The sequence below is a fragment of the Prochlorococcus sp. MIT 0916 genome, assembly GCF_047305155.1.
GTDB lineage: Bacteria > Cyanobacteriota > Cyanobacteriia > PCC-6307 > Cyanobiaceae > Prochlorococcus_B.
In genome coordinates, this window is the sequence record NZ_CP138980.1 from 578,187 (window position 1) to 597,283 (window position 19,097).

At 35.3% G+C, this 19,097-nt stretch carries 11 protein-coding genes; 7 read left to right on the forward strand and 4 right to left on the reverse strand.

Annotation, left to right across the window (positions count from 1 at the left end; all coding sequences use genetic code 11):
* Nucleotides 1-7: 7 nt before the first annotated feature.
* From SIB53_RS03100 to secA, 3 genes are all read right to left on the reverse strand, one after another.
* Nucleotides 8-676, reverse strand: a complete 669-nt coding sequence (locus SIB53_RS03100) for an ABC transporter permease (RefSeq protein ID WP_413678739.1) — start codon at nt 674-676, stop codon at nt 8-10.
* 97 nt (nt 677-773) lie between these two features.
* Nucleotides 774-2,150, reverse strand: coding sequence for an ATP-binding cassette domain-containing protein (locus SIB53_RS03105; protein ID WP_413678740.1), 1,377 nt, complete (start codon nt 2,148-2,150; stop codon nt 774-776).
* Nucleotides 2,151-2,173: 23 nt separating this feature from the next.
* Complete coding sequence (gene secA / locus SIB53_RS03110) at nt 2,174-5,005, reverse strand: preprotein translocase subunit SecA (RefSeq protein WP_413678741.1); 2,832 nt, start codon at nt 5,003-5,005, stop codon at nt 2,174-2,176.
* A gap of 215 nt (nt 5,006-5,220) precedes the next feature.
* Between secA and gmd the strand changes: the two genes are divergently transcribed.
* From gmd to SIB53_RS03145, 7 genes are all read left to right on the forward strand, one after another.
* Nucleotides 5,221-6,291 carry a GDP-mannose 4,6-dehydratase gene (gene gmd, locus SIB53_RS03115; protein WP_413678742.1) on the forward strand — a complete coding sequence of 357 codons (1,071 nt, stop codon included), beginning with the start codon at nt 5,221-5,223 and terminating at the stop codon, nt 6,289-6,291.
* Nucleotides 6,292-6,399: 108 nt separating this feature from the next.
* Complete coding sequence (locus tag SIB53_RS03120; RefSeq protein ID WP_413678743.1) at nt 6,400-7,578, forward strand: DUF4214 domain-containing protein; 1,179 nt, start codon at nt 6,400-6,402, stop codon at nt 7,576-7,578.
* Between the two features lie 116 nt (nt 7,579-7,694).
* Nucleotides 7,695-7,880, forward strand: coding sequence for a hypothetical protein (locus SIB53_RS03125; protein ID WP_413678744.1), 186 nt, complete (start codon nt 7,695-7,697; stop codon nt 7,878-7,880).
* 89 nt (nt 7,881-7,969) lie between these two features.
* On the forward strand, nt 7,970-8,719 hold the full coding sequence (locus SIB53_RS03130) for a peptidylprolyl isomerase (protein ID WP_413678745.1): 750 nt from the start codon (nt 7,970-7,972) through the stop codon (nt 8,717-8,719).
* Complete coding sequence (locus SIB53_RS03135; RefSeq protein WP_413678746.1) at nt 8,716-9,171, forward strand: hypothetical protein; 456 nt, start codon at nt 8,716-8,718, stop codon at nt 9,169-9,171. Before SIB53_RS03130 ends, SIB53_RS03135 begins: the two co-directional genes overlap by 4 nt.
* Before the next feature lie 416 nt (nt 9,172-9,587).
* Nucleotides 9,588-11,675 carry a peptidase domain-containing ABC transporter gene (locus tag SIB53_RS03140; protein WP_413678747.1) on the forward strand — a complete coding sequence of 696 codons (2,088 nt, stop codon included), beginning with the start codon at nt 9,588-9,590 and terminating at the stop codon, nt 11,673-11,675.
* Between the two features lie 5 nt (nt 11,676-11,680).
* Complete coding sequence (locus tag SIB53_RS03145; RefSeq protein WP_413678748.1) at nt 11,681-12,790, forward strand: HlyD family secretion protein; 1,110 nt, start codon at nt 11,681-11,683, stop codon at nt 12,788-12,790.
* 216 nt (nt 12,791-13,006) lie between these two features.
* On the opposite strand, the gene SIB53_RS03150 is transcribed toward SIB53_RS03145, so the two are convergent.
* Nucleotides 13,007-18,760 (reverse strand): DUF4214 domain-containing protein, encoded by a 5,754-nt coding sequence (locus tag SIB53_RS03150; RefSeq protein WP_413678749.1) that lies wholly within the window; start codon nt 18,758-18,760, stop codon nt 13,007-13,009.
* Nucleotides 18,761-19,097: the final 337 nt, after the last annotated feature.

Genomic DNA, 19,097 nt, shown 5'->3' on the forward strand with positions numbered 1-19,097 from the left:
GTACTACTCACAGTAAAAAAGGTAATCTTTTACTCTCAAAATCAAGTAATTTTATAGTGAAAAAAAGTCCTAGAAAATTAAAAATAAAAATCAAAATTGAGTATTGATAGTTTAGATTGCCCTCGATTATAGCTACTCTAAGAGGATCTAATATCTGATAGATAAAATTTAAATTTGTAATCCATCCTAAGGAGCCTAAACTTTCTTTCATATATAATATCGGTGAAGTCAAAAAAACCAACTGAAGTACTATAGGAACTAATTGAGCAATATCTGTAAAACGAACACTGATCAGACAAATCAACAGAGGGAACCAATATATAAAAATAAATAAATTTAACAACGGCAACCATGAATATAATAAAAAATTATTCAACAGGGAAGGTTCAAAAAAAAGAAATACAAAAAAGACTAAAACGAAAGACTGAATAAAAGTTTGTAACTGAAAAGACCACTCTTCTAGAGTATAAAAAATAGGTTTTATATTCATGTTTTTTATATTAGAAGAATTATGTGAAAAAAGATTAGGAGAACTAGAGATTGAGGCACTAATTGTGTTCCAAACAACCAAACCAAATCCTAAATATATAAAATAAGACTTAAAGTCATCTACGGAAAAAACTGTGCCATACACAATGCCTAAAGTTCCTATAGATAATAAATTTGAAAAACCCAACCAAAAGCTACCAAGAGTAGTTCTAGCAAATCTTGCTCGTGACCTAGAAGTAGCTGTATACCACCAGGCTCTCCTTGTCTTCAATGCAAATTTAAAACTATTTAATAACATTTTTACGATAATAATCATGTGTATGATAGTAATTCAAAGCCGCATCTAAAGGGCCATCATAAACAATCAATCCATGACTAAATACAATACCTCTATTACAAAATTGTTTTAAAAGTTCTTCTGAATGACTTGCTAAAAATAAGGTTGTAGCTGATTCCATAAATTTTCGCATTCTCTCTTCTGCTCTGTCACAAAAGTCGGCATCACCGGTTCCAAAACCTTCATCTATTGCTAGACAATCATGAGGAGAAGATGTGAGAATCGAAAAAATCAATCTCGCTGACATCCCTTCACTATATGTCTTAATAGGCAAAGAAATATATGAGCCTAAACCTGAAAATCCTATGATTTCATTCAAGAAAATTTCGAAACCATCTAGACTATGATTTTTTAGCAAATAATGAGCTTTACATGCATCTACTCCTGTTAATTCAGAGCTAGTTAGAAAAGTCTTTTGCAGCATCGGATAAACATCTACAGAACTCTTAAGTTCACCACTTGTAGGCTGATAAATACCAGAAATAAGTCTTAAAAAGCTACTTTTACCAGAACCATTATGACCAATCAATCCAACACTCTCACCCTTCATAATAGTTAAATTAATATCATTCAAGGCAATAATATTAGTTCCATTTTTTGATTCAGTTAATTCTCCACCTGTAATATTAATAACGCTTTTCGCAAATTGCTTTGTTAGAGATCTATTCTCTATAGAATGAACTGGTATAGATAAACTTATATCCTTTAATTCTATTGCAGGATTTGTAAGAATATTAATAGAATGATCAGAAAGTGTATTGATAACATCTATGACTTCATCTTCTGAAACGTTTTGATAGGCAACATCACTGATGAAGTTAGATGCTCTAATTAATGAATTACCTGAGATCCACGGTGATAGTGATTCTGGCTGATATAAATTGATCAAAGAGATACTTTTACTAATTTTATTTGTAAAGATTTCTGCTGCAAAAACTTTGTTTTCTAGAATATTCATATCCTCTTTTAATTGCTCAGAATCAATTGGCCCCCTTTCATTAAATGAGTACAGCAGATTATAAACAATATCTGAAATTTGATAGTTTTTAGCATTAACCATCTCTAACCAAAAATTCAACCCATCAAAGTCAGGCTTTCTACTAAAAAGATTTAAATATAAGCGATTAATCTTTGACTCTAAAGATTTATCATTACCAATATATTTTGTATACTCATCCTGCCTAGATAATTCATTGGATATATCTTTTAATGTTAATAATTCACTTGAATGGGAAAGCCAATAGTTAATACCTGAAGGATCACCAGGTCTCCCGAAATATGCTATGTACAATTTTTGCAACTCATTTGAATCTATTTTTAGCATCTACCTAAAATAAATTTTTCATTTTAAGATTCGACTTTTCTTTTTGATGGTTGAAACATAAACATTGAATAAATCACATTTCTACGCATATTAATCATCATTTCTAAAAACATATCATAGCCCTCATTTTTATATTCAATTAATGGATCTTTTTGACCATAACCTCTTAAACCTACTGATTCCCGCAAAGCATCCATTGACTGAAGGTGCTCTCTCCATAATGTATCTAATTGCTGAAGTATGAAGAATTTTTCAGCCTCTCTCATAATACCTGGATGTGATTGTTCAAGCTGAGCTTCTTTCATGTCATATGCATTTCTTAATTGCTCTTTTAAAAAATCTTTTAGCTCATTTTTATTTAGAGAAAGCAAGTCATCCGGTTTCAGATCATTCAACATATTAATAAATTCCTTTACCTTAGATACAAGTTTTTCCAAATCCCACTCCTCTGGTGGCAAGTCCTCATTAACGTAAGCTTCAACTATTTCTTCCATAGTTCTTTCACCGTAACCAATAACTTGAAATTTTAATTCTCTTCCATCAATAACTCGTCTTCGCTCAGAATAAACAGCTTTTCTTTGATTATTCATTACTTCATCATATTCAAAAATTTGTTTTCTAATATCATAATAATAAGTCTCTACTTTCTTCTGAGCCCCCTCTAAAGAGCGCGTAAGCATTCCTGATTCAATTGGCATATCCTCTTCAACTCTGAAAGCATTCATCAACCCAGCGACTCGGTCACCCCCGAAAATTCTCAACAAATTATCCTCAAGCGATAGAAAGAACCTCGTGCTTCCTAGGTCACCTTGTCTTCCTGATCTACCACGTAATTGATTATCTACTCTCCTCGATTCATGCCTTTCAGTTCCAATAACGTGAAGACCACCAGCTTCTGTAACAATCTTTTCCTCATTATTAGTAACCACTTCATATTCCTCCTTAATTAAATTAATTGCCTTTCTCAATGCTGAAATATTTTCATCATTTGTTGGTGTTTTTTCTGCAGCTGTCGCGATTCGATCATCTAATTCGACCATACTCAATGCTCTATCTCCCCAACTTTTGACTAGTTTTTGAGCTAATAGTCCAAGATAATCATCTGTTTGATCAGAAAGAGAAACAGGAAAAAGATTAGTTAACGAACTTTGTAGAGAATTTTCTGCGAATTTCTTCTTCTCTTCTCTGGATTTAAAACCTGAAGAGTCTTTTTCTCTATTTATTGGGATAGGTGGTTTGTGCCCCTCTTCTGGTTTGACCAAACGAGCAGTCAAAACTTGTTTTATTTTTAATCTTGCCATGTAATCACTATTGCCTCCGAGAATGATGTCTGTGCCTCGACCGGCCATGTTAGTAGCAATAGTTACAGCTCCTAATCTTCCAGCTTGAGCGACAATTTCGGACTCTCTCTCAACATTCTCTGGCTTAGCATTAAGAAGATTATGAGGAATATTTTGCTCAGCTAACAACGTACTTAACAATTCACTTTTTTCAACACTTGTAGTTCCTACAAGTATAGGCCTCCCTTTTTGATGAACTAATGCGGTTTCTTTTGCAACTGCTCGCCATTTGGCTCGTTCAGTTTTAAAAACTTGATCAACCCAATCTTCTCTTGAGACGTTTTTATTTGTAGGTATAACAGTTGTCTTAAGCTTATAAGTCTTTTCAAATTCAACTTCCTCAGTTTTAGCGGTTCCTGTCATCCCAGAGAGACGTGGATATAGAAGAAAGAAGTTTTGATAAGTAATTGAAGCTAATGTTTGGGTCTCTGGTTGAATAGCTAAATTCTCTTTAGCTTCTATTGCTTGATGTTGGCCATCACTCCAACGTCTACCAGGCATAACTCGACCAGTAAATTCATCAACAATTACTGCCTCCCCATTTCGAACTATGTAATTAACATCTTTCGTGAACAGTTCTTTGGCCTTTAATGCATTGGTTACATAATGCGCCCAAGGGTCTTTTGGATCAAAAAGATCAGTAACACTTAATAGTTGTTCTATTTTAGAAAACCCATCATCAGTCAAAATGCAACTTCTTTGCTTTTCATCAACTTCATAATCCCCCTCAGGGTCGATCCCATCTTTTCCCATCTCCTCAGCACGGGTTAATTTCAAAACCACTTCAGCAGCCTTTTTATATTTCTCTTGAGGGCGTTCTACTTGGCCAGAAATAATTAATGGAGTGCGAGCTTCATCAATCAGAATCGAATCAACTTCATCAATCACACAAAACTGAAAATCCCTTTGAACTATCTCAGCTTGATCACCAGCCATATTATCTCTTAAATAATCAAAACCCAATTCAGAGTTCGTTGCATAGGTGATATCACATTGATAATTTTTTTTTCTTTCTGCCGGACTCATATCCTGTTGAATTAAACCCACTTTCAAACCAAGAAAGCGATGAACTTGTCCCATCCATTCAGCATCTCTTCTCGCTAAGTAATCATTAACAGTAACAACATGAACACCTTTGCCAGTAAGAGCATTTAAATAACTTGGCAAAGTTGCAACGAGAGTTTTACCCTCGCCAGTTTTCATTTCTGCTATTTGACCTTCATGTAAAACCATCCCACCAATAAGCTGCACATCAAAGTGTCGCATTCCAAGAACTCTCTTTGAAGCTTCTCTTACGACAGCAAAAGATTCAGGCAATAGATCATCAAGTATTTCAAGTTGATTCGACAAACTTTTCGCTTTTTCTAGCCTTTGTCTAAAATCACAAGTTCTGCTTCTAAGATCTTCATCACTTAAGGCTGCTACATCTTCTTCGATTAAGTTGATATTTGAAACAATAGGAGTATAACTTTTCAATTTCCGCTTATTTGGATCACCCAGTAACTGACCAAACATGCATTTAAAGTTTAAAGTACTTAGTATATATGATTACAGTCGTGATAGGTAATAACCAAAGCAAATTGAAGAAACAAATAAAAAAGAAAACATATTGAACATCTTATTTATATTTTTATATGCTTTTTTTTTAAATATTTAACAATGAAAAAGTTATTTTAGTAGGGAATTTTAACTATAAACATTCATACAGTAAGATAGAGTAAGTTCTTTTTATGCCACTGGTGAATCGTACAAAAATCGCTCTGATTACTGGTATTAATGGACAAGATGGTAGCTATTTAGCAGAATTACTTATTAATAAAGGTTATGTAGTACATGGAATTATTAGAAGATCCAGCTTTGTCAATACAAAACTAATTGAGAATCTTAGAAAAGAAATTGATCAGAAACAGTTAATCCTACATTATGGTGATCTCACTGATAGCAGTAATATCTTTAGTATTATCCAGAAAACCAATCCAAGTGAAATATATAATTTAGCTGCTCAAAGCCATGTACAAGTAAGTTTCGAATTACCCGAATACACAGCTCAAACCGATGCATTAGGACCTTTAAGAATCTTAGAAGCCGTAAGGTTATTAGGTTTAAAAAATACGACAAAGGTTTATCAAGCAAGTACATCTGAGCTGTTTGGAAAAGTCCAGGAAATACCGCAGAGAGAAACAACACCCTTTTACCCTAGAAGCCCTTATGGAGTTGCAAAATTATATGCATATTGGATAACTGTAAATTATAGAGAATCATATGGAATATTTGCCTGCAACGGAATTCTCTTTAATCATGAATCACCCAGAAGAGGTGAAACTTTTGTCACAAGAAAAATCACCCAAGGACTTTCACGAATAGATGTAGGAATCCAAGATTATTTATCAATGGGAAATATTGATTCCTTAAGAGATTGGGGACATGCAAGAGATTACGTTGAAATGCAATGGAGAATGCTTCAGCAAGACAAGCCAGAAGATTTTGTAATCGCAACAGGAAGACAGACTTCTGTTCGAGAGTTTATAGAATTATCAGCTAAAGCATTAAATTGGAAAGGAATACAATGGGAAGGTAAAGGTGAGAATGAAATTGGAAGACGCAAAGATAATGGGAATATAGTGATCAAAATTGATCCAAAATACTATAGACCCTCTGAAGTTGAAACACTCTTAGGATGTCCAGAATATGCTTATAAGAAATTAAGCTGGGAACCTAAAACTTCCTTAGAAGAACTCATAAAAGAAATGATAGATAGTGATCTTAAAAATGCTCAAAAAGAATTGTCAGACAATTCCTAAAAGAAATATTTAACTATTTATATTTTAAAACAAATAAATTTCTCAAATAATAAGTTGAACATATATAATTTAATTATGTTCCCTATTAGATAAACTTAGATAAAATAAATGACCCTAGAAATTGAAGCTTTAGTCAGTCAAAGTCTTAAGAAACATGCAGCAAGGGTCATGGAAAATGATAACGATGAAAAAATGACTTTTTATATCAGCGATACAAGCGGTCTTCAGTCAATTAAACATTACTCAATAAATAATTTAGGTAATCTAGAAATCCTTTCAACAATTACTATAGATGGAATAGAGCATAGGGAGATTGAAAAAAAATTTATTAGGGATACTCTTAATTCACTAGATACTATTATAGATATTGATTTCATAGAAATGTTCAATGATGACGGTTCAGAATTAGATATATATTATATAAAAGATGCTTCTTCCTTCCAAGTCAATGTAGCCGGACAAACAATCCCCCAACAAACCAGTCTTGGTTCTTGGACTGATATATTATGGAAAAAGTTTAATAATAATATAGATAATTCGGATCATCAAAATACACTTATACATGAAATTGGGCACGCACTAGGTCTCTCACATCCTTATGAAGATCCATTCAATCAAAATTGGAATACAGACGATACTGTGATGTCATATAATAAAGGAGTAAGTGGATGGAATACATGGTACACAACTCAAGATATAGATGCATTAATTAGTATATGGGGAAGAGAAAATGATGATGGAAAAATATCATTGCCTAAAGAAACTAAAGAATATAAATTCAAAAAAGAAGATAGTGTTTATTACGTGAAAACAAACATAGGTTACGAAGATATTAGCAATATAAATAATATATTTTTTAACGATGGTGAATTAAACGTAGAAAAGGATATAAAAAATGTTTTTAATCTTGTTCAGGGTGTCGATCATATTACAGGTAAAATTTATCGGTTATACAATGCGGCTCTAGGGAGATTTCCAGATTATCAAGGATATAACTACTGGATAGAAAATTATAACTCTGATCTCATCAATTTCGAAGGAATCACTCAATCCTTTATAGCCTCTGAAGAATTTTCTAGGATCTATGGTAAAAAAGTTTCGAATGAATCCTTTATAAATTCATTGTATTCTAATGTTTTAAATAGATTGCCTGATTCTGATGGGTTCCAATATTGGTATAGTCAACTGAATCAAATGGTTGACACACGAACAGATGCTTTAATTGGGTTTTCAGAATCATTTGAAAACAAATTATTATTTTCAAATGAAACGAACATTTATATCTAACAATTTAATTTTTTCAATTAATATAGAATGAAAACCCGAAGAGGGATATCCGAACTTTTTACTCTCAACACTCAGTACTACAATTGGCTAGTTATTTTTCTTAAACATCTTAAACAATGGCTAGTATCAACATCGATGGCAAAGAGTATGACATTGACGCTTTGAGTGATGATGCAAAAAGCCAGCTTGGCAGCTTACAATTTGTACAAGGAGAAATGAAAAGAATAGAAGCTCAAATGGCCGTTTATAAAACTGCTTATGCTGCTTATTCCAATGCTCTAAAAAATGCAGTTGAAGAATAACTTCTATGATTTTTTAGTTTTCAATAACAAAATAAATAATCAAGAAGAACTCAGGAAAAGGTAAAATAGTAACAAGTTAAAACATTTTAATGAAATCGTTAGATTGCCTAAATGCAACAGCTATAAATGTTTTGCAAAAATCAAATTTGCTTAAATCGCTTGTTATTGCTGAGTTAAGGAAAGAAGTTTTATCTAAGGTTGAAATTGATGAACAGTTAAAACAATCAACTGTCAATAAATTCTTAAATTCAAACGGTTTAGATAGTGAGGAAAAATTAAATAAATTCCTTGAACAAAACTTTATGAAAAAAGAAGAAGTGGAGAATTTTGCCTTAAGCTCGTTAAGATTAAAAGAATATTGCAATATTAATTTCTCTAAAAAAGTTGAATCAAGATTTTTAGAAAAGAAGAATCATTTAGATATTGTTGTTTACAGTCTGATCAGGTTAAATAATGATCCCTTTAAAGCTAATGAAATTTACCTAAGACTAAAATCAAAAGAAGCAGAATTTGGTGATTTAGCAACTTTATATTCTGAAGGTCCAGAAAAGAAAACTAGAGGAATAGTTGGACCATTGCCAGTTGATAACGCTCACCCAAATCTGATTCCTATGTTGATCAATGGTAAAGAAGGGGAAATACAACCGCCTGTCGAAATTGCTGGAATGCATTTAGTTTTAAGGGTAGAATCTTATGATGCTGCCAAGTTAGATGATTTTATGAGAGAAAAAATGGCATTAGAGTTATTCGATGAATGGATAGACGAAAAAGCAATTGATCTATCTAATCAACTTCGTGATGAAGCGAGAGAATCCTTGATTGAAGGACAGGCACTATGAAAAGCAATAATATAAATATCAACTTTAGATCAATAGAGGCGTTCAAAAATATAAGCAATTCAGCGGTTGAAGCTATTGAAAAAAATGCTGAATACTTAAAGTTTAATTTTGGCCATCCAATAATTTCCCCTAGTATAATCACTGAAAAAGTATTTGTTATTTTAAGCGGTGATGCAAGATTTATTCATAGAGGTACTAACAATGAATCAACAACAATATCAAAAATTGGAACAGATAGTTTTCTAGGTCTTTCTTCACTAATCAACAATAAAAGTTGTGAATTCATCAATGCAAGTAGCGATGTTTTAGCACTTGCTTTATCTAAAGAACTTATCATTCAAATATATCAAGAAGAGAAATCCTTTAAAGAATGGCTTGATAATTATTTAAGCATTACAGAGATCTATAACTTAATTATAAATTGTAAAAAAATCCATTTGATAGTGATTTAATATTAAAAAATACAATTGATTTAGTAACTAATAATATTAAAATTAGAATTATAGAAAATGGAGATTGTTTAAAATTAAATAAAGGTCTAAACACAATTGTTAGTAGTGAAAATATTATAAATAAAAAAGTTGGAGAACTAATTATAGAGGATCAAGTTCTTAAAACTCAAGGAATAATTGCTGGAAGGTTATTAGAAGTTCCAAACGATATTTATAGAACAATAAATGATTCAGAAAATGCAACTTTAAAAATAAGTAAAAAATCAGAATCAATAAATGTTGATAATATAGATTTCAAAGAAATCTCGACAGAGTTTATTAATACAGCTGAAAAGATAGGGGAGTATGGACCTCAAAAACAATTCAAAATTATTAAGGCAAAGGGAGATGTAAGAGAGTCACTAGCTTGTCTAAAAATGTTATCCAATCAATTAAATATACCTTTTAGAGGCGATACTGTGGAAAAAATACTTCTTGATGCAATAGAAAGAGAAAAAAAAATAAGTCTTCGACTAATGGCTGCACTAACATCTCAAGTTCTTGGTTTACATGCATATTTAGCAAAAGTTTTACCTAAAAATGCAGATCGGCTTCCAGTGCCATCAATAATTCCATGGAAAAATAATTTTGCACTTGTAAGAGAAAGTTGTTCAAATTACTTAGAGATTGTTACTCCTACGGAAGGTGTTTTACGTTTTAATTCTAAACAATTTGAAGAAATTTTTCAGGAAGGCTTTATTGATGTACTAAAAGTAGAGAAAAGTGATACTACTCCAGAGAAAAAATTTGGTATTCAATGGTTATTGCCCGCGATTAATCGATATAGAGGTGTATTAATACAGGTCCTTTTGGCTTCTTTCATTGTGCAATTGTTAGGGCTTGCAAGTCCTTTAATGATTCAAATAATTATTGATAAAGTTATAAGTCAGAGAAGTTTAGATACTCTTCAAATACTTGGAATAGGTTTAGTGGTAATCACAATATTTGGAGGAATTATTAGTAGTTTAAGAATATTTTTATTCCAAGAAACTACAAATCGAATAGATACAAAGCTTGGAGCAGAGGTGATTGATCACCTCTTAAGATTACCCTTGAAATTCTATGATCCAAGACCTGTTGGTGAATTAGGTTCAAGAGTTGCTGAATTAGAGAAAATACGTAATTTCATAACTGGTCAAGCTCTGACAACCTTATTGGATGCTTCCTTCTCAATAATATATATAGTTGTAATGGTGTTTTATAGTTGGTTATTAACTCTTATAGCCCTAGCTGTTGTACCTATTCAAACTGTAATTACTTTAATAGGAACTCCTTTAATAAGAGGCCAAATTAGAGAGGTTGCTACTGAAAATGCAAAAACACAAAGTCATCTAGTAGAAGTTTTAACAGGTATACAAACAGTCAAAGCCCAAAATGTTGAGCGTATTAGTCGTTGGAAATGGCAAGAATTATATAGCAAATATATATCAAAATCCTTTGAGAAAACAATAACAACTACAGTTTTATCTGAAACCAGTAAAGTTCTTCAACAATTATCTCAGATATTAGTTTTATGGATTGGAGCTTCACTGGTTTTAAAAGGAGAACTTAGCTTGGGCCAATTGATTGCGTTTAGAATTATATCGGGATTTGTAACACAGCCATTATTAAGACTGAGTACGATTTGGCAGAATATTCAAGAATTAAGAGTTTCTTTTGAAAGATTAGCAGATATTATTGATAGTCCTCAAGAAACAACTGAAAAAGATAAATCAAAGATTGTATTACCAAGTATTAAAGGAGACGTTGAGTTTGATGATGTTTCATTTAGTTTTAAACAAAGGATTAAGGTCCTAAAAAACATTAACCTCAAAATACAACAAGGACAATTTGTTGGAATAGTTGGTCAAAGTGGTAGTGGAAAAAGTACATTAATGAAATTATTGGCGAGACTATATAGTATTGACACAGGAAGAATTATGCTTGACGGATATGATATTGACAAAGTCGAATTATATTCACTAAGAAGACAAATAGGTATAGTTCCTCAAGAACCTTTGTTATTTGCTGGTACTGTAAGTGATAATATTGCACTGACTAATCCTGATACTTCTAGTGAGGAAATAGTCAGAGTTGCAAAAATTGCTAATGCTCATAATTTTATTATGGAACTATCAGATGGATATAGCACCAAAGTTGGTGAAAGAGGTGCGGGTTTATCTGGTGGCCAGAAACAGAGGATTGCTATTGCTAGAACATTAATGACAAATCCAAAATTATTGATAATGGATGAAGCAACTAGTGCATTAGATTATTCAACTGAAAGAACGGTTTGTGAAGGGCTTAGAAAATCATGCACTAATTCAACAGTATTTTTTATCACCCATAGATTGAGCACTGTTCGCAATGCCGATTTAATCGTAATGCTTGATCAAGGTTCAATTGTTGAGACAGGAACCCATGAAGAATTAATGAATAAAAAAGAGAGATATTTCGCACTATACCGTCAACAAGAATCATCTTAAAACTAATGGATCAAAAAAACAATCCTTATCTTTCTAAATTAAAGAATCAACTTAATATGAAGTTGAATTCATTACATTTAAATACTTCAAAATCATTAGAAAAATATATAAATAAATTTCAAAATTTAAATGTTAATACTGATAGATTAAATCCATCAAGATTAATAGAAAAATATCAAGATAAATTTCAGAAAATAGCAACCAATAAAAGCATATATAATCAAGTCATTTTAAAACAGTCAAAATTCTGGGCAAGATCAATTACATGGGTTTTGATGAGTGGTACTGCATTCTGCATAGGATGGGTTGCCATAGCAGAAACTGAAGAAATAGTTATTGCTACAGGAAAACTTGAACCTAAAAGTGGAGTCGTTGAGGTACAAATGCCGCTAGAAGGCGTAGCTAGTGAAATATTAGTAAAAGAAGGAGAAAAAGTAACCAAAGGTCAAATCTTAATAAGACTGGATACTGAAATTACTGAAGCTAGAAATACTGCGCTTAGAAAAAACCTGGAATCTAATCAATTAATTTTGGACAAACTAGCTCTACTCGTAAAAGAAGGAGCTGTATCTCAAATTCAATACTTACAACAAGCATTAAAGGTTGAAGACTTAAAGAGTGAAATAAAAACTAATTTAGTTAGGCTTAAATATCAAAAAATAATAGCTCCATCAGATGGAATGGTTTTCGATTTAGCAGCCAAAGGGCCTGGATATGTTGCAATGACAAGTCAACCAGTTTTAAAAATAGTCCCTTTAGATCAATTAATTGCAAAAATAGAAATTGATAGTAGAAGTATTGGTTTTGTTCAAGAGGGAAAGCTAGCAGAAATAAGTATTGACTCTTTTCCTGCAAGTGATTTTGGAGTAATAGAGGGCAAGGTAACAAGAATCAGCTCAGACGCTTTACCTCCTTCTCCAGCAGAAGGCAAAGGATATAGATTCCCTGCAGATATTGTTTTAAATAATCAATATTTAAAACTAAAAACTGGTCAAAAGCTTGACTTACAAGCAGGAATGAGTTTATCAGCAAACATTAAACTACGAAAAGTTACCTATTTACAATTACTACTCAATAAATTTACCGACAAAGCGGATTCCTTAAAATCGATATAGGTATTTAATAAATAAAAAGAAAATTAATAATAAATAAATTTTTTTTAAATATATATCTAGTAATTGATGGAAATTTTTTACCTCAAAATTTATTAAATTTATTCATATTAAAGATTAATTAAACTATTTATGATTACTTATTTATAATCGGAGCCAAAAAAAACCCCCTGTGAATCACAAGGGGGGTTTAAATAGGTTTTAAAGAGAATTTAAGAGTTAATTAAGGTCAAGTGTAATGTGACCAACATTACCTCCTCTAGCGGCAATATTAAGAATTCCAGCTGTCGCAATAGTGGTTACTGCCTCAGTCTCCAAGGTCTCGTTCCATACATGAATAACATCAGAAGCGTAGAAAATTTCATTGGCTTCGGTTACATCAGACAATGCATTTACAAGGGTCCAAGCAGCTGCAATATCTTGGAAGGCACTCATTACAACATGGAAGTCAGTAGTTTCAGATTCCGTATCGATGGTCAAAGATGCATTAATTGTAAGTGCTGGAAGAGTAAGAACATCAGCGCCACCTTTGTTGAAGTAAGTAGTAACTGAGGCTGGAATTGTAACTAAATCAGCACCAGTACCACCAGTTACTGTTAATAATCCAGCAGAGTTAGCGTTTGTTGTTGCGACGAAAGTATTACCACCATCAGCGAGGGTCACGGCTTCCAACGAAGTTATATTTGCAAAGTCAGCATCTGCAATAGTTGTCCCAGCATCACTAACAATAAGCGTATCTGTTCCTGAGGCACCAAAATCTATAGACATACCAGATGTACTAAACGCTGCAACTATTGCTGTTGTTGCAGACACCGAGTCATTACCTGCGTCCAGGTCCATTGTAGTAATAGTGTCGATCAGGGTTAAAACGTCATTACCAGTACCAGAAGCGGTAACTGATACGAGACCAGCAGCCTTAGCATCGGTTCCTAGTACAACAGTATTTGCAGTGTTAGCAGCAAGCACAAGATTTGTTAGCCCTGTTAGTTGGCTATGGAAATCATTATCCTGTAAACCAGTCGTAACATCAGAAAGAGCAAGAGTATCTGTTCCTGCACCCCAGTCCCAAGTATGATTTCCAGAGTTCAGAGATTCCGCAACTGCTGCCGTAGTGGTGATCGTGTCATTACCTGCGTCCAGGTCAACTGTCACAACTTCAGCTGGAAGAGTCACTAAATCATCTCCAGTACCATCCGCAAGGATGTTAACGATTCCAGCAGTAGTTGCATTTGCTGCCAGCACAACAGTATTTGCGGTATTTGCCTTAAGTACCAGTTTCTCTACGACAGTAGTATTTGCAAAGTTAGCATCTACCAAGGCGGTAGTCGCATCAGTGAGAGTTATCGTATCTGTACCAGCACCACCGTCAAAAGTAGGTGCTGTGCTCGCACCAGCTATGGCTGCCGCAGCAATATTAATCTCATCATTACCTCCATCGGTATCAATAGTGGTAATTCCATCGTGAAGATGGAGCGTATCAATCCCAGATCCACTAGCAACAATTGAAACAACACCAGCAGCCTTAGCGTTGGTACTCAAAGTAACTGTATTTACAGTGTTTCCAGCAAGCGTAACTTTCTCCAAGTTAGTGATATTTGCAAAGTCAGCATCTGCCAAGCCGGTAGTCACATTAGAAAGAATAAGCTCATCTCCTGTACCTCCACCAAAGTCAGCAGTAAATGATGTACTAAACGCTTCAGCAATTGCTGCCGTTGTAGTGATCTTGTCATTACCTGTGCCAAGAGCCAGTGTAGTAATTGCTCCTGCTGCACTAAGAGTCACTAAATCAGCTCCAGTTCCACCATTTATCGTGACAATTCCTGCGGATTTCGCCTTTGCTCCAAGAGTCATCGTATGACCGCCGGCACCAAGTGTAAGAGTCTCAACATTACTCATGTTCCCGAAGTCATTGTCATCAACACCTGTTCCTGCACTAGTTTTGGTAAGGGTGTCAGTGCCTGCACCAAAGTCGATCGTAGATGCAGTTGTTGTACCAGTTTGGAGAATGAAATTTGCCTCCGTAATATTCACAGAGTCATCACCCGCACCCATGTCAACTACGTCCTTACCTGCTGAAACGGTGTACACGTCAGCACCTTTCTTCAAGGAAACTGAGTCAACTGATGCAGTACCGGTAACCGTATCAATGACGTCTTTATCATCTGAACCAATAACCTGTGAACCATAGTTGGTGTAACCACTTAGATCAACTCCTTCAAAACCTGTCTGAACTGTTGTATCTGCTAAGCCATTAAACGTTGTAACTTGGTCGCCTGATGCAGATAAGTCAACTGAAATTTTTCCAAGTACACCAGTGAAATTGACGTCAAGTAAGTCGGTGTCTCCTGTTTTCTCCCCACCGTCAATAACATCAGCTGCCTTCATCATGATGAAGGTGTCATTTCCTGTTGAACCGGTGTAATTCACTGCTGTCGTCGCAGAACGAGCTTGCTGAGTAAATGAACCACCAACTCCCATGCCAGAGGCATCAATCGTTGTAATGTCTGCGTTTGTCGCACTAGCAGTCAGAGCCTTATCACCAGTCAGTTTCAATGTTGAGTAAAGATCAGCCTCAGTAATGGCGCCTGCACTAGTCAGCGTAACCTTCTCATCACTTGTAACTTTGATGTTGACTGTTTCGATATCGGTAGTTATCAGACTGAAAGTGTCATCGATAGTGCCTCCTTTCAATTCGAAAGAAATACTGTCATCTGAACCAGCATCATTAGATAGCTTGGCTTCTACAGAAGAGCTTGAACCCGCGGTTGTAACCTGAATTAATTCACTTCCAGTTAACTTATCCAGAACGAATACCGCACTATTTGCAGTGTCAATATCAATTGTTGTTACGCCTGTCGCGAGAGCTAAGTTCAACGTTGATGAAGCGTGATCAACGTTTAGGTCAAGAATCTCAATACCAGTTGAAGTTAGATTATCTGTACCAGTTCCAACCATGTTGTACTGCAATTTATCCTTTGCATGAGAACCGGCAGAAAGGGTAATTGTGCTATCTACTTTGTCAGCAGCAACAGTTAGATCAACCTGTCCAAGGAAAGCGGAAGCATCTACCTTCTTAACTTCATCAACAATAGTGCCTGAGGTAAAGACAGATGCGCTGTTACCACCTGTGATGACAACATTGTCAACTCCAGTACCGAATGAAGTCGTGATGTCTTGAGATGTTCCAGCAACAACATCAATATTGATGTTCTCAGCATCGATCGATCCAACGTTAACTAAACCAGTATTAGCAGTGAGGTTTACAGTATCTGTACCTGTACCACCACTGACAACGTGGATTTTGCCTGGGGTTTTGCCAATAGTAATTGTGTCACCCTTGGTTGTACCAGTTACGTTCTGAACATTTGTTCCTTCTCCTACATAGGTGGCAGCAAGTGAAGAGTTCGCGAATGAAACGGTAACAGCACCGTCATATGTTGAAGTAACTGACTCAGTATTCTTATGCAGTGTGCCTAACGCAAGAGTTCCTGAACCTGTAACCCCACTCTTTTCGTTAATCTTGATGTTGTCACCTTCAAAAGTCGTCAAATCAAGAGTTGCATTATTAGAAGCATGAATCACTTCAAGATCCAATGTCTCAATCGCTGAAGCATCAATAATTGAATTCGTTGCCGCTTGCGTATTCTCAACCTTGACCTTCAAAGTGTCTGCAGTACCAGTTGCATCTTTTGCTGTGACATCAATCTCAGAAGATGTATCGGCTGCATCACCTGCTATACCCAAACTTATGGTCTGAGCAAGATCATAATTAGTGATTGTTTGCTTGTAGTTGGTAACTCCAAGAACTGAGGAAGCACCTGTAATTCCTGAGGCATCAATCTGGTTAGCACCAGTGGTCTTCAACTCGATAGTTTCAACGTCTTGAATCTTCAAGTCGTCGTCGTCAACTGTTAAACCGGTAATTGTTGCTGTAAGAGTATCTTTGCCTTCTCCACCAATAACCGTATCTTTATTATTAAAGTTAGCAGCCATTGTGAATGTATCAGCCTTTGATCCACCGGTATAAGTAGCTTTCTCAGAACCAACTGTAAGAGCTAGTTTTCCAGTTAAGGCAGAAGCATCTACTGATGTGACTTCTGCAGCCGTAAAACCACCATTTGATCCAATAGTGAGGTCAGCAGCACCTGTGATAACAATTGAAGTCGCAGTCGTTGAAGTGAAAGCATCTAATTCGTTATCTTTAACATCGCCTTTAGCAGTTGTTCCACCGCCAGTTAAGTTTGCAACTGTGGTGTTCACCGATGAAATCAAGTTAACGGTTTCATAGTTGCTAAGAGTTAAACCATCGACACCGAAGTAGTTAGTATCTGCAGTGTGAGTGTCATTACCAACACCTTCGAATTCAACCGTGATGCTGTCTGCATCTGTATCCGTCTTAGGTGTGACTATGTAGATATTACCGTCAGTATCATTAGCATCAGCAGCATCTTCAGTGGAATGACGAAGAATGATTTTTTCTGTGGTCTGGTTGCTAACTGTATGTTCTTGTTCGTTAGAACCATCGGTATGGTCATAAGCATCAAGAACAATCGTCTCAACACCGGCAGATAATTTATCAGCCTTAAAGCTTATAGCTGTTGAATCTGCTGTTGCATTAATCGATACTGTCTCTACACCAGAAACATTAGTAAATTCAGTATCAAAGTCTGCGGGGTTAAGTGAAAGAGTATCGCTACCAGTGCCAGCACTAACAGTGTCGTACTTAGTCAGTGTGCCAACCATGTTAATAGTGTCAGCACCAGAACCAGTTGTAATCGACTGATCCATTGCCTCAGCGGTGACCGTCAATCCACCAGTAAACGCTGATGCATCTACGGTTGAATCTATGGTTGTATCTGAATTTGTACCGTCAACAAAATTAACAGCAGTACTGATTTCTAGATCCTTATCACCTGTAACAACAAGTTTTGTCAGTTTATCTGATACAACCTGCTCCATCACTGACTTCGTGAGTGATGAATTAATCGTTATTGTTTCAAGGCCATTGGCTGTATAAATACCAGCAGTCAAGTTGGAAACATCTAATGTTGCAGAATCAGCTGTTCCTTTAACTGCATCCGCCAAATAAGTAATTGTTAAATCACCAGCACCATTACGCATTTCTGTAGCAACAATTCCCGCAACCCCAGAAAATTCTGTGTCACCAGTAGCATTAGATGCAGTCAAGCCAATGGTTGTCAAACCTGACATTAACGATGTATCTACGGTTGTATCTTCAGTTGTCGTTGCATTAGCGTCATAGTTAGTGACGTATAACTTCTCAACACCTGTTGTGGTGATCGCATTAATTGGCTGAGCAACAGTTGATGTACCAGCAACAGAAATTGTCAGAGTGTCAGTACCAGCCCCTCCAGAAACGATATCTCCTGGGAACGCAGTTGTACCAGTACCACCATCTGCGTAATAAACACCATCAAAAGCATCATCGGCGTCGGTACCAACCAAATTATCTAAATTCTTTGTGAAAGCCTTAGATACGGATACGGCTCCTTCAGATGGAACACCGTTAGTATTAATCGTCGCAACACTAGCGGCTATACCAGCAGCTGTATGAGCTGTATCTTTATCAATACCAGCTAAATAGTTCCTAGCTTCTGTGATATTGGAACCAGCAGAAAAAGTCGCACCTTCAGCCAATCCATCATCCAAAGGCTGAAAAGCCAGAATTGATGAAGTTGACTCCTTTATTTTCGCGGTATAAGCAACAGCTGCATTTGTTCTATTACTAAGAGCTGCCTTATCATCAGCACTACCAGAATTATTTTGAGCTGCCCAAACCAAGTGAACTGCAATTTCAGCAAGCTGAAGATTGCCAAGCTTAATTTGTTGTGTCCAATAGGTTAAACCAGTTACATCAGCTTCTCTATCAAAAAGGTTTTTATAAATCTGATTAACTTGCGATTCTGTGGAAAGAGTTCCGTATGCACTTTTGAATTCTGGTTGGGCATACATGTTGGCAGCAAAGGCTGAAGTAGAAGTACCTTTCGCTACCCAGTAATCATGCCGAGGGGATCAGCTGCTCGCCCGAAGTAAGCAACGTAGAGCTCTTGAAGTTGTGTGCTAGTCGCGTTAGCCATGGGGGAGAATGAAAAATCGGTATTAGTTGAGGATCTCCGTAGTTAAACTACGGCAATCTGTTTTGGTCGGGGCAATATAAAGCCCAACAGGACAGAATCAACGAAACTATAAACTATTCTCTTCGTATATCAAGAGTTAGAAATAACAAAAACAAGGGATTCCGGACATTAAATTCGGGATATTGATGAAAATTTAAGGATTAAAAATTTGA